At 65.3% G+C, this 12,253-nt stretch carries 11 protein-coding genes and 1 pseudogene; 4 read left to right on the forward strand and 8 right to left on the reverse strand.

What is annotated here, in order from left to right; translation table 11 throughout:
* Positions 1-58 precede the first annotated feature (58 nt).
* Positions 59-538 (forward strand): MarR family winged helix-turn-helix transcriptional regulator, encoded by a 480-nt coding sequence (locus ABD188_RS00230; RefSeq protein WP_344057376.1) that lies wholly within the window; start codon positions 59-61, stop codon positions 536-538.
* A gap of 15 nt (positions 539-553) precedes the next feature.
* Here the strand turns inward: ABD188_RS00230 and ABD188_RS00235 are convergent, their stop codons facing one another.
* The 7 genes from ABD188_RS00235 to ABD188_RS00265 form a co-directional block, all read right to left on the reverse strand.
* Positions 554-1,774, reverse strand: coding sequence for a multidrug effflux MFS transporter (locus ABD188_RS00235; protein WP_344057378.1), 1,221 nt, complete (start codon positions 1,772-1,774; stop codon positions 554-556).
* Between the two features lie 8 nt (positions 1,775-1,782).
* Positions 1,783-3,408 carry a dipeptide ABC transporter ATP-binding protein gene (locus tag ABD188_RS00240; protein WP_344057380.1) on the reverse strand — a complete coding sequence of 542 codons (1,626 nt, stop codon included), beginning with the start codon at positions 3,406-3,408 and terminating at the stop codon, positions 1,783-1,785.
* On the reverse strand, positions 3,405-4,307 hold the full coding sequence (locus tag ABD188_RS00245; protein WP_344057382.1) for an ABC transporter permease: 903 nt from the start codon (positions 4,305-4,307) through the stop codon (positions 3,405-3,407). The genes ABD188_RS00240 and ABD188_RS00245 overlap by 4 nt, the downstream gene beginning before the upstream one ends.
* 5 nt (positions 4,308-4,312) lie before the next feature.
* Positions 4,313-5,230, reverse strand: a complete 918-nt coding sequence (locus tag ABD188_RS00250; RefSeq protein WP_344057384.1) for an ABC transporter permease — start codon at positions 5,228-5,230, stop codon at positions 4,313-4,315.
* Between the two features lie 35 nt (positions 5,231-5,265).
* Positions 5,266-6,813 carry an ABC transporter substrate-binding protein gene (locus ABD188_RS00255; RefSeq protein WP_344057386.1) on the reverse strand — a complete coding sequence of 516 codons (1,548 nt, stop codon included), beginning with the start codon at positions 6,811-6,813 and terminating at the stop codon, positions 5,266-5,268.
* A gap of 93 nt (positions 6,814-6,906) precedes the next feature.
* Positions 6,907-7,326, reverse strand: a complete 420-nt coding sequence (locus ABD188_RS00260) for a VOC family protein (RefSeq protein WP_344057388.1) — start codon at positions 7,324-7,326, stop codon at positions 6,907-6,909.
* Entirely contained in the window at positions 7,323-8,477 is a 1,155-nt protein-coding gene (locus ABD188_RS00265; RefSeq protein ID WP_344057390.1) for a Gfo/Idh/MocA family protein, read from the reverse strand. The genes ABD188_RS00260 and ABD188_RS00265 overlap by 4 nt, the downstream gene beginning before the upstream one ends.
* 145 nt (positions 8,478-8,622) lie before the next feature.
* Here ABD188_RS00265 and ABD188_RS00270 point away from each other — a divergent pair, with 145 nt between their 5' ends.
* Genes ABD188_RS00270 through ABD188_RS00280 form a run of 3 tightly spaced genes read left to right on the forward strand, consistent with a single transcriptional unit; the run spans position 8,623 to position 11,958 of the window.
* A complete protein-coding gene (locus ABD188_RS00270) occupies positions 8,623-9,669 on the forward strand; it encodes a Gfo/Idh/MocA family protein (protein WP_344057392.1) in 1,047 nt (348 codons plus the stop codon).
* On the forward strand, positions 9,666-10,742 hold the full coding sequence (locus ABD188_RS00275; protein ID WP_344057394.1) for a Gfo/Idh/MocA family protein: 1,077 nt from the start codon (positions 9,666-9,668) through the stop codon (positions 10,740-10,742). Before ABD188_RS00270 ends, ABD188_RS00275 begins: the two co-directional genes overlap by 4 nt.
* A gap of 13 nt (positions 10,743-10,755) precedes the next feature.
* The gene (locus ABD188_RS00280; RefSeq protein ID WP_344057396.1) at positions 10,756-11,958 is read left to right on the forward strand and encodes an ROK family transcriptional regulator; all 1,203 of its coding nucleotides are present in this window, start codon (positions 10,756-10,758) and stop codon (positions 11,956-11,958) included.
* Positions 11,959-12,029: 71 nt separating this feature from the next.
* Here the strand turns inward: ABD188_RS00280 and ABD188_RS20245 are convergent.
* Positions 12,030-12,179: pseudogene (locus ABD188_RS20245) on the reverse strand (FAD-dependent monooxygenase); the annotation flags it as partial.
* Between the last annotated feature and the right edge of the window lie 74 nt (positions 12,180-12,253).

The following is a 12,253-nucleotide window of genomic DNA, read 5'->3' on the forward strand; positions in this document are numbered from 1 at the left end:
TCGAATTCATTGATATTGTCAATCATTGTGTCTCGGCACTATTTGATAGTCTGTTGTCATGGCAACTGATGTGGATCCTGCGGTCAGCGTTCCTGACTCATCAGCTGACCGCATGCGAGTATCGCGTTTGACCGAGGACATCAGTTTTCTGTTGGCCCGGTCGAACGCGTTGTCGCTCGCCGCCGGCAACGCCGCTCTCGCGGAGCACGGTCTGCGCGTGCGCTCCTACTCCGTGCTGGCATTGGTCGCGGACGAGGCTCGCCCGTCGCAGCGCGACCTCGCCTCCTTCCTTCGCCTTGACCCCAGCCAGGTTGTGGCGCTGGTCGATGACCTCGAGCGTCGAGGGCTTGTGCGACGTGAGGCTGATCCGACTGACCGCCGAACGAACGTCGTGGTGGCGACACGTGAGGGTCGCGAACTGCTGAACTCTGCGCAGCGGGCCACACGTGAGGCGGAAATGGCGTTGCACCAGCAGCTCACCGCTTCGCAGCGCGAGACACTGTCGGAGCTGTTGAGGCTGATCGCTTTTCCGTCGTGACCCGCCCCACCGCGATCATGGCTCAGGTGGCAGCTGCCGGCGATTCAGTACGAGTGTCGTCACCGTGATGGCGACGCTGAAAGTCACCATCAGCGCTGCCATGATCACAGCTGGATTGCCCCAGCCGGAGAGGGGGCTGACCAGGCCCCCGACTAAGAACATGCTCGCGCCGAGCAGACCGGATGCGGCGCCCGCATGGTTTCCGCTTCTCTCCATCGCCATGCCGATGCCGATGGGCGTGATGGCTCCACAGGGCACGACGGACCACATCAGCAGCACGATCAGCAGCGGGATCGAGGTCCACCCCGTGAACACCCGAGCCGCGATGAGCGCTCCGAGCGCAACGACGCCGACGAACTGCACGAGGGCTGCAGCTCGGAGCACGCGAAGCGGCTCATGACGCCGAACCAAACGGGCGTTCACAATGCTCACGACGACGAACCCGCAACCTACAGATGCAAACGCCAGCGCGAACTGCAACTGGGTCAAGCCGAACACGGTCTGCAGGACGAATGGTGCGCTGGATATGTAGGAGAACAGCACGGCGGAGGAGAGCATGACGAGAGTGGCGAACGAGGCGAAGAGCCGGTCGCGAAGCAATGCCCCGAACGTGCGAAGTACCGATACGACTCCCGCCGAGCTGCGCTTGTCGGCCGGATGAGATTCGGCGATAACGAAGTACACCGCAGCGGCCATGACCAGTCCGAGGCCGGCGAGCACGAGGAACACGATGCGCCATCCGGCTGCGGTGATGATCAGGCCACCCGCGATCGGCGCGATGATCGGTGCCGCGCCCGAGACGGCGGCCATGGCTGAGTACAGCGAGGTCGCGTGTCGGCCCTTCACGAGGTCGTGCACGACCGCCCTGGAGAGGACCAGCCCCACCGCTCCGGAAAGTCCCTGCACGAGACGCAGAACGATCAGCGCGCCGGCAGATGGTGCGAACGCGCAGGCGAGCGAAGAGAGCACATACAGGATCGCGCCCGCGAGCATGGGCCGTCGCCGCCCCCACCGGTCCCCCATGGGACCGGCAAGAATCTGTCCCAGGCCGAGACCCAGGAGACACGCGGTGAGGCTGAGCTGGATCTGCTGTGCGGAGACCCCGAACTCGGTCGCGATCGCCGGCAACGCGGGCAGGTACGCATCCAAGCTGAGCGGCGCTGTCGCGGCGAGCAGGCCCAGCGCGAGGATGAGGCCCGGCGAGACGGGGGATGCGCGCGGGCCGCGGTCTGCCACCCGCTTCCTCAACCTCCCACGTTGGCGAGTGTAGGAGTCGCCGCCATCAGGTCCCGCGTGTACGGATGCTCCGGGCGAGCGAACAGCTGTTCAGCATCCCCGGCCTCGACGACCTCGCCGTTGCGCATCACGAGCGCGTGATCGGTCATGTGCCGTATGACACTGAGATCGTGCGAGATGAGCACGAGCGACAGTCCGTGCGTTGCCCGGAGCCGCATCAGCAGGTTGAGGATCTGCGCCTGCGCGGAGATGTCGAGTGCAGATGTGGGCTCGTCGGCCACAATGAGCTTCGGTTCGCTTGCAAGAGCTCGGGCGATGCCCACCCGCTGACACTGCCCACCACTGAGTCCGGCGGGCCGGCGGTCCATCGCCTGAAGCGGTAGGCCGACGTCGTCCAGGAGGTCTCCGGCTGCGGACAGGGCCTGCTTGTGCGAGACACGATTCCACCGCCGGATGACTTCGGCGACGGTTTCTCGTGGCGTGCGCCACGGGGTGAGCGACCCATAGGGATCCTGGAAGATCATTTGGATCTCGCGTCGACGAGAGCTCTTGGTGAGCTTTCCGGTCCACGGCCGCCCATCCACCTCGACCGTGCCGCTCGTGGGTGGGAGCGCTCCGACGATCATCCGCCCCAAAGTGGTCTTGCCGCTGCCGCTCTCTCCGACGATGCCGATCGAGTCGCCGCTGCGGATGTCGAGCGACATCGATGCGACGGCGGGAGCGGCTGCGTTGCGGAATGTCATCGACACGTCCGTGAGCGAAACGATGGTGCGGAGGTCAGTCGGGACGGCTTGAGAGGCCGCGGGGGCGCGCAGTTCGCCGGTGAGGCGATCGAGAACCGCAAGCGGCGTGCCCGGTTCGGAGGTCTCGGGCCGAGCAGCGAGAAGCGCACGCGTGTAGGGCTGCGTAGGCCGAGTCAACACGACTCCCGTTGCCCCGGTCTCGAGAATCTCGCCGTTGCGCATCACAGCCACTCGTTCTGAGACCATCCCGACCACTGCGAGATCGTGAGCGATCATGAGCAGTGACATGCCGGTCTCGACGCGCAGTTCGCCGAGCAGTTTGAGGATGTTCGCCTGTACGGTGACGTCGAGAGCGGTCGTGGGTTCATCTGCGACCATCAGTTCGGGGCGACCCGCGAGCGCAAGGGCGATCATGACGCGCTGCCGCATTCCACCGGACAGTTCGTGCGGATACGACTTCAGGATCGCGTCGGGTCGTGGCATGTGGACGTGATCGAGCAGTTCACGAGATCGGGTCCCGATGTTCGCGCCGGGGTCGAGGGCGCGGATGGTCTCGGCGATCTGGTTGCCGATGCGCACCACCGGGTCCAGGCTCGAGAGGGACGCCTGCGGTACCAGCGCGATCCGCTTGCCGCGAAGCGCCTTCCATCCGGGATCGTCTTGATCGAGGACTTTGCCGTCGAAGAGAAGCTCGCCGTTGGTGACGCGTCCGCCGACGCGGTCGATGAGGCCCGTGATGACGCGGGCTGTCACCGTCTTGCCGGAGCCGGATTCTCCGACCAGCGCGAGAGACTCGCCTCGTGCGATCTCGAGGTTGACGTTGCGCACGACCTCGCGATCACCCAGGGTGACGGAGACGTCGCGCAGGGAGAGCAGTGGTGCTTCGGTCATTTCTTCCTCCTCGAGTCGAGCAGTGAGTCTGCGACGAAGCTCAGCGACAGACCGGTTGCGGCGAGAACTGCGCCGGGGCAGATGGTGATCCACCAGGCCTGACGGAGGAAGGCTCGGCCCTCGTACATGATGCTTCCCCATTCCGGTGCAGGGGCCTGAACACCGGCGCCGAGAAACGGCAGCGAAGCCAGGATCACGACCACCAGCACGATGTCACTGACTGCCAGCGCCATGGTGATGCGGCTCACTCCTGGTGCGATGTGGCGGATGACGATGCGTCCGTTCGACAGACCTGCCACTCTGCCGGCGAGCACGAAGTCGGAGTCGCGCAGAGCGAGCGCTTGCCCTCGGGCGACGCGAGCGTATCCCGACCACATCACGCACATCAGCGCGATCATCGCTGCGGGAAGGCCCGGAGGCGCGGGTCCCCATTGGGTGTCGGGACCGACCACGACGACCAGGGCGAGAAGCAGGATCACCAGCGGGAACGCGAGAACAGCGTCCACGATACGCATCAGCACGGAGTCCACCCACCGTACTCGCGAGGAGCCGGCGAGCGTGCCCAGGAATGTGCCGACGACAATCGCGAACACCGTGACGATCGCGCCCGCGGCGAGGTCCACACGACCGCCGGCGAACGTGCGGAGGAACACGTCACGACCGACCGAGTCTGTGCCGAACAGGTGCGCCCAGGACGGAGCTTGAAGCGGCGGCGCGACGAAGTCGTTGGGTCCGTACGGGTACAGGATCGGTATGAAGATGCACATCAAGACGATGAGCGCGAAGACGCTGGCGCCGATGATCCTGCTCGCAGGGGCACCCACGCCGGCTCGCAGCCACCCGAGGGTGATGGGTCGACGCGGGGCGAGTGCGTCGTCGGTCGGCATGGTGCCGGTCATGTCGATCACAGCGTCCTCGCTCTCGGGTCGACGAATGTATAGGCGATCTCGACGAGATAGCCACTGATGACGACGGCGATCGCGGAGACGAGCGCAATGCCCTGCACGACGGGATAATCACGCCGCGAGACGGCCTGACTCATCTCCTGTCCGATGCCGGGGATTCCGAACACCGACTCGACGATGATGGCGCCGGTAAGCAAGGTGCCGATGCTGATGCCGACGAGGGTCAGGACCGGCAACAGGCTGTTCGGGAGAGTGTGCTTTGCGTTGAGAACGCGACCGGGCAGTCCGCGCATGAATGCGGCCTCCATGAACTGCTGACCTTGTGTGTCGATCGCGGCCTGCCGCACGGTGCGGGTGATGAGAGTGGACATCGTGGTGGAGAGCGCGATTGCGGGGAGGATCAGATAGGGGATGTTCTCCGGCCAGGTGCCCGGCCACCCGCCGGCAGGGAGCCACCCGAGGGTGAGAGAGAACACCAGGATCAGGAGCAGCGCGACGAGGAACGAGGGCACCGAGAAGGTGAGCATGCTGAATGTGCGCACCGACAGGTCGGTGCCGCGCTTCTTGCTGAGTGCTGCGAGCAGTCCGAGGATCACTCCGACGATGACGCCGAACACGATTCCGCTGATCGCCACCGCTGCGGTGGCGGGCAGCGATGCAGCGATGATCTCCGCCACCGATCTGCCCGGCTGGGCGGTGGATCCCCCCAGGTCTCCCCGGAGCAGTCCCCCCACATAGAGGACGAACTGCTCCGGGATCGACTTGTCGAGGTTCAGCTGTTCCCGAAGAACCTCTGCTGCCTCTGGCGTGTACTGAATACCCAGGATCACTTTGACCGGGTCACCGGGGATGATGCGCACGAGCAGGAACACGAGCACAACGACCACGGCGATGGTCAGTAGGGCCTGACCCGTCATCCGGGCTATTCGGCTGGCTACTACTCGCGCTTTCATCACTTCACCGTCGCCATGATTGCCGAGGCTCCGACGAGCGAGAACACGCCTTCGGGGAGCTTCGTCGCGCTGCCACGCACCCACGGTGCGATGGTGACCAACGACTGATCCTCGGAGAAGAGCGTCTCGATCTGCTCGACGGCCTCGGTGCGCTTTTCCGCAGTGTTCGTGATCGCCGTCTCGATGAGCGCGTTCATCTCATCCGAGTTGTAACCGGTGAATTCCGCGCTGAGTGGACCGTTCCCGTTCAGTGCCAGGTTCAGCAGCTGATCCGGGGTATTGGTTCCACTGGTCATGGCCCCAGGCGCCAGGTCGAAGTCGCCTGCGAACAGCCGGTCGATGAGCGTTGCCCCGTCCAGGTTCTGGAGATTGAGGGTGATGCCGATCTTTCCGAGCTGCTCCTGCACCATGAGTGCGAGCTGCTGCGAGAATGCGAAGTCCTGGTCGGAGTAGATCATGTCCACGGTGCAGCCGGACTCGCAAGCCGTGCCCGCCAGCAGCTCCTTGGCGCCGTCGAGATCCTGTTCCACGCTCTTGTCAGGGTCATTGCCCTCCATTCCCGCTGGCCAGAATCCGGACTGCGGGGCGTTGTATTCGCCCCAGATCCCGCTGACGATTGCCGTGCGGTCGATGGCCGCATTCACGGCCTTCCTCACATTCGCATCGTCGAACGGTGCGTGATCGTTACGCAGGCGCAGGTCGAAGAATCCGAAGACCTGACTCACCTCGACGCGCAGGCCCGGTGTGTCCTCCACCTGGCTGATGTAGCTCGGTGCGAGGTCACCCGCGAAATCCACCTGGCCCGACTGCAGCTGGCTCAGCGCCGAGTTGCCGTCGGCAAGGATCTGGAACGTGACGTGCTCGATTGCCGGTGCACCGCCCCAGAATTCAGGATTGGCGTCGAGTTCGAGCTTGTTCGATGCCCATCCAGACTTGATCGTGTACTGCCCGGAGGTGACGGTCGGCGCCTTGAAGTACGCATCAGGATCTGCCAGCTCGGCCGCGGGGTAGATCGACAGCAGGCCGGCGACACCCTCGAACGAGGGGTACGGAGAGACGAACGTGAACTTCACCGTGCCGTCGTCGACCGCTTCGACCGTCTTGATCTTCCCGGTCGTGGAAGCGATGACGCTTTCCGGGACCGATTGCTCGTATTGGATCGTGGCGACGACATCATTCGCGGTGATCGGGGAGCCGTCGGAGAACGTGGCCTCCCTCAGCTTCACAGTGGCCTCAGTGAGGTCGTCGTTGAACACCGCCTCGCCGTCCGCCAAGCCCGGCTCGACGGTGCCGTCCTCCTTCTGAAGGTAGAGCGCGGAGGACATCAGGGCGGCCGCGACCCGGTCGGTTGCGGAGGCACTCTCCGTGGGGTTGAAGCTGGTGGTCTGAGCCGGAAGAGCGATCACCGCGGAAGCGATCTGTTTGCCGTCCCAAGCCGCCGAGCTGGAAGTGGCGGACGATCCGCCGCCACCGGCACAGCCGGTGATGGCGAGCGCCGAGGCTGCCAGCGCAGCGAGGGCGATCACGCCTTTGGACACCTTTGTCATGTGCGAACACTCCTTGTTCTTGGTTGCTGCGTAGATTTGTTTTCGGGTGAACCACGGTGCGTGGTTCGCGCCGTGTTGGCGCCGTCCTGAAGGTCAGGGACGTTGGGGGGTGTGCGGGCTCCGATACGAGACCAGCTCGAGGATGTTGCCGAACGGGTCCTGTACGAACGACCAGTCCATGTCGTGCCGGTCGAAGTAGGAGGGCGGAAAGACCACGGATGCACCTGCGCGGACGAGCGCATCGACCGCCTGTGCGCAATCCGGCACGACCAGCGCGATGTGGTGATATCCGGCAGCGGTCGGGTCCGGCGTCATCAGCCCTTGACGCTCGACGAACTCGATTCGGAAGCCATGGAGCTCGAGGTGCGCCCACGCCATCTGGGCATCGGCATTGACCCACCGATCGAGCACTTCGAATCCGAGGCTGTCCGTGTACCAGCTGACGACTGCTTCGATGTCGGCGACCATCACACCGATGTGGTCGAGTCGGGTGACGGTGATCGGGACGCTCATGCCGCCTGCTCCTGAGTCAGCCCGCGGGCCCAGTCGCCCCCGGTGCGGGCTGAGCCGACCACGGCCTCAACCAGCTGCACCGAACGAAGGCCATCCCGGAAGGTGGGAAGACCCTCACGATGTTCCCCGCGGATGGCCGCGTAGGTGTCCGCGACGAAGGCGTTGAAGCACTCCTGATAGCCCTGTGGGTGCCCCGCCGGCACGATGCACAGCCTGGCCGCGTCAGGAGCGAGCGTCTTGGGGTCCCGCACGAGCGTTCTCCCGCCGAGCTCGTCTCCTCGCCAGAGCGACTCCGGGTTCTCCTGATCGAAGGCGAACGAGTGAGCATCGCCGGACAGTTCGATGGCGAGCCGGTTCTTGCGTCCTCGCGCGACCTGCGACGCCGCGAACGAGCCGAGGACGCCGCCTGCTGTCGTGAACTGCACCGTGACGGTGTCCTCAGTCACCACCATCGTGTCTGCGGAGCGATCTTCTCGCGCGGCGAACTGTGTTGCGAACTGAGCGCTGAGCCGGGCGACGCGGTCTCCGAGGATGAACTCGAGCAGGTCGAACCAGTGAGAGCCGATGTCGGCGAAGGTCCGCGATGCGCCGCCGAGCTTGGGGTCGACTCGCCAGTTCGTGTCAGAGGAGTTCGACAGCCAGTCCTGCAGGTAGCTGCCGGACGCGAGCGCGATGCGGCCCGTCTCGCCGCGATCGACCCGGGCCCGCATCTCTCGCACCATCGGGTGAAATCGGTAGACGAAGGGGACCGTGCCGACGACGCCCTGCTGAGCGGCCTCGCGCGTGAGCTGCTCGGCATCTCGCACATCCGTGGTGAGAGGCTTCTCGCAGACCACGTGAACTCCGGCTTGGACGGCCGCGCGCGCAAGATCGAAGTGCACGTGATTCGGCGCGCACACGTGAAGCACGTCGACTCCCGCGTCCAGAAGGTCGTCGACGCTGGAGAAGGCGCGCTCGGCTCCGAGGGCATCGCGAGCACGAGCCGCGCTGGCGAGCGAAGAGGCCGAGACACCGACGAGCGCAGCACCTGCTGCATGCGCCGCCCGAGCGTGGACGGCACCCATGAAACCCGACCCCACGATGCCGACGCGGAGCGGGGCGGCTGTGACGGCGACGGGTTGCGAGGTCGCCTGGGCGGTTTCTTTGAGCACAGTCCGAGCATGAAGGGTCTTTTGGCACGTGTCAAGCAAAAGTTGTTTAGATTTGTGGATTAGTTGCTCAGCATGTACTACCTTTGGCCCAACGGACGGACTCAAGGCGTGAGTTCGACGACTTCGTTCCCAATGAGGAGTTCCCATGGCAATCGATCCCGTGCGAGTGGGAATCATCGGCACGACCGCGTATGCCGAATCCCACATGGCGAACATCGTCAAGCACCCCCACGCGGTATTCCGAGCGGTCGCAGGACGCAATCGCGACCGAACGGCCGCCATCGCGGAACGATTCGGCGCCGAGATCGCATTCGAGGGCTATCAGGACCTCATCGCGTCCGGCGAGATCGATGCAGTCCTCGTCCTTGCGCCCGACGAGCTCCACGAGCCGATCGCAATGGAGTCGTTTGCCGCCGGACTCCATGTGCTCTGCGAGAAGCCGCTCGCGACGACGCCGGCGGCGGCCCGCCGAATGGCGGATGCCGCGAGAGAGTCCGGTCTCGTCAACATGAGTTATTTCGCGCTGCGTACCTCGCCTTACCACCATCTGGTGAAGGAGCTGGTGGACAGCGGTGTGGTCGGCCAGATCCGGTCAGCATCGCTGTCCCTCATGCACGGTCTGTTCCGTTCCCCCGACTACAACTGGCGATTCGACTCGACGCGCGGAGGCGGCGTCATCGCCGACCTGGGCTGCTACCTGTTCGACCAAGCTCTCTGGTTCATCGGAGACATCTCAACTGTTGCAGCGGACGGTGCGGCCTTCGTCAACAGGCCGCGTCCTGACGGCACCGCCTATGCGCCAGCCGCAGATTCGGCCGCAGGGATCCTCCACTTCGACAGCGGTGCGCACGCCACCTGGCAGGTCAGCGTCGTCTCGCACGTGGGGGCAGGGTTCCAGCGCAACATCATCCACCTGCAAGGCGACACCGGACGGTTGGAGCTCGACCACACCTTTTCGGCTGTCACCCTGCGTGTCATCAAGGATGGCGAGCAGGAGTACACCGAGGTCGCGCTGCCGGACGGATTCGCCGCACCGTCGGGTGATGCGGAGTTCATCGACGCGATCGTCGAGGGTGGACAGGTTCGACCGAGCTTCGAGGACGGATGGCGCGTGCAGCGCGTCGTCGCAGCCGCAGAGGCCGCAGCACAGACCGGCACGTGGGTCGCAGTAGAGCGAGAGGGCGGCGAATGAGGGTCGCAAGCGTCAGCTTCTGGCATCTCCACGGCACCGACTACGCCAGGGACGCCCAGAACAATCCGGATGTCGACCTCGTCGCCTTGTGGGACGACGACCACGAACGTGGACGAGCCGGTGCTGCGAAGCACGGCATCCCGTTTGTCGAGGATCTCGACCAGATCCTCGACGACGCCTCCATCGAGGGTGTGATCGTCTGTTCACCCACCTCCGAGCATGTGCCGCTGGTCACCCGCTGCATCCAGGCGGGCAAGCACGTCTTCATGGAGAAGGTGCTCAGCGCCGACCTCGCGGGCGCGGAAGAGATCGTCGCCGCGGCGCGAGAGGCGGACATCACGCTCGCCGTCTCGCTGTGGAGATCGGACCGTGGATACACCGGTCAGATCGCTGAGATGGTTCGCAACGGGACAGTCGGCACCGTGACCTCTGCCAGAGTTCGCGACGGGCATCCGTTCGCGCTGCCGACGGCCGACAACCCGGACGGGATCCTTCCGGCGCGCTTCTACGACCGACGGACAGCCCAGGGTGGTGTGCTCATCGATCTATGCCATCCGCTCTACGTGCTGGCGCGGATCATGGGCCTGCCAGACACCGTCATGGCTGGATTCGGTCACGTGACCGCACGCGAGACGGAAGACAATGCCGCAGTCCTCATGGTCTACCCGACCGGAGCCATCGGCATTGCGGAGACATCGGCCGTGAGTCGCGTGACGCCGTTCACGATCGAGATCCACGGCACTGCCGGCTCGATCCTTTACTCGGAACCGGGGATCGGCGCATTCGTCGCCGCTCGCACGCACGGCGGCGGAGGCGGCGATTCGCCGGACGACGTGCCTCGCCTGCGGTATCGGAACACCGACGACGAACTGCAGGAGTGGCATGAACTGGAGATCGCTCCCGACACTCCGCTTGCGTTCAACCAGTGGGTCGACCATGTCGCGCAAGGCACGCGGGCCGAGAGCAACCTCGAGCTCGCGCTGGAGCTGTCCTCTCTCGTGGAGGCGGCCTACGAGTCGGCTGCCGACTCACGGCGCGTTACCGTGCAGCCCACGACTCGTGCGGCCGTGTGATTGACTCATCGCCATGTACGACACCTCGCCACTCAGTCCCGTCAGCACGGGCGTCGGCGAGCTGTTCCAGATCTTCCGTGATGGCCGCGGGCGAACCAAGTCGGAGCTCGCGGAGCTGACCGGGATGTCGCGCAACACCGTCTCCGCACGCGTCGACGCCCTCGTCGCGGCGGGTCTGCTCGCCTCCGCCGGTTCCGAAGCGTCGTCCGGCGGTCGCCCCCCGGCGCGCATCGCCCTGAACGGCGACGCCGGCGTGATCCTCGCCATCGATCTGGGAGCGACACATGCCACGGTCGCACTGACGAACCTTGCGGCCGAGATCGTGGACATGACGACCTCGCACGCCGTCGACATCAGCGCCGGGCCGACGAGCGTGCTCGACATGGTCTTCGCGATGGGGAACGACCTCCTCACGCGTGCGGCTCGTGGCCGGTCCCTGGTCGGTGTGGGCATCGGCCTTCCGGGCGCGGTCGAGCACTCGACCGGAAGACCCATCAGCCCGCCCATCATGCCGGGGTGGGATCAGTTCGATGTCCCTGCCTACGTCCAACGCAGCTTTCCCGGACCCGTACTCGTCGACAACGACGTGAACATCCTCGCCCTCGGCGAGCACGCTCTCACCTGGCCCGAGATCGACGACCTGATCTTCGTGAAGGTCGCCACGGGTCTCGGCGCCGGGATCATCTCTGGATCACAGCTCCAGCGCGGAGCGCAGGGCGTCGCAGGGGACATCGGGTGGGTGCAGGTGCCGTTCAGCCGAGACTCCCCTCGGCCACCGGGTGACGAGCGGTCGCTCGGCTCCATTGCAAGCGGGCAGGCGATTGCGGCCGAACTGCGAACCCACGGAATCGACGCGCACGACAGCCAGGATGTCGTGCGGTTGGTGCAGGCCGGTGATGAGCGGGCGATCACCGCCGTACGGCAGGCGGGTCGTGAGCTCGGTGAGGTGCTCTCAACTCTCGTCAACACCCTCAACCCGGCCGTGATCGTCCTCGGTGGGAGCATCTCACGGGCCGGCGAGCATCTTCTCGCGGGTGTCCGGGAAGTCGTCTACCGCCGCTCGATACCGCTCGCCACGCGGAGCCTGACAGTCGCGCAGTCGCGCGGCGGCGAGCGTGCCGGGGTGCTGGGCGCGGCGATCCTGGTGACCCAGCAGCTGCTCGCGCCGGCGAGCATCGAGGCGATCGTGGCGCAGAGTCGCTCGCGGGTGGCATAACCGCTTGGTTTCACCAGGGCTGCCGGGCGATGCGTGCGCTCGGCGTCCGTCACGTGGGTCTGCGACAGCATGTTCCCCGCGAAGAAGTCCGCGAGCTCCGGACGAGTCGCCAGCGGAAGGATGTGGGCGACGTACTGGTCGGGTCTGACGATCACCAGGGCGCCGCCGCGATCGATTCCGCGGGCTTCGAAGATATCGTCATCGGGGTCGATGGCATACACCTATCGAGGTCGCTGACGGGGCTCTTCGAGATGAGAGCTTGCCGAGGCATCCCCGATAATATACGATTTCACAT

It is taken from the genome of Microbacterium pumilum (assembly GCF_039530225.1).
Lineage (GTDB): Bacteria > Actinomycetota > Actinomycetes > Actinomycetales > Microbacteriaceae > Microbacterium > Microbacterium pumilum.

Bases quoted from the DNA above. Each gene is read 5' to 3' on its own strand.
- ABD188_RS00250 (WP_344057384.1), bottom strand. From the start codon at position 5,230: ATGACGGGTCAGGCCCTACTGACCATCGCCGTGGTCGTTGTGCTCGTG.
- ABD188_RS00240 (WP_344057380.1), bottom strand. From the start codon at position 3,408: ATGACCGAAGCACCACTGCTCTCCCTGCGCGACGTCTCCGTCACCCTG.
- ABD188_RS00255 (WP_344057386.1), bottom strand. From the start codon at position 6,813: ATGACAAAGGTGTCCAAAGGCGTGATCGCCCTCGCTGCGCTGGCAGCC.
- ABD188_RS00270 (WP_344057392.1), top strand. From the start codon at position 8,623: ATGGCAATCGATCCCGTGCGAGTGGGAATCATCGGCACGACCGCGTAT.
- ABD188_RS00260 (WP_344057388.1), bottom strand. From the start codon at position 7,326: ATGAGCGTCCCGATCACCGTCACCCGACTCGACCACATCGGTGTGATG.
- ABD188_RS00230 (WP_344057376.1), top strand. From the start codon at position 59: ATGGCAACTGATGTGGATCCTGCGGTCAGCGTTCCTGACTCATCAGCT.
- ABD188_RS00245 (WP_344057382.1), bottom strand. From the start codon at position 4,307: ATGACCGGCACCATGCCGACCGACGACGCACTCGCCCCGCGTCGACCC.
- ABD188_RS00280 (WP_344057396.1), top strand. From the start codon at position 10,756: ATGTACGACACCTCGCCACTCAGTCCCGTCAGCACGGGCGTCGGCGAG.
- ABD188_RS00275 (WP_344057394.1), top strand. From the start codon at position 9,666: ATGAGGGTCGCAAGCGTCAGCTTCTGGCATCTCCACGGCACCGACTAC.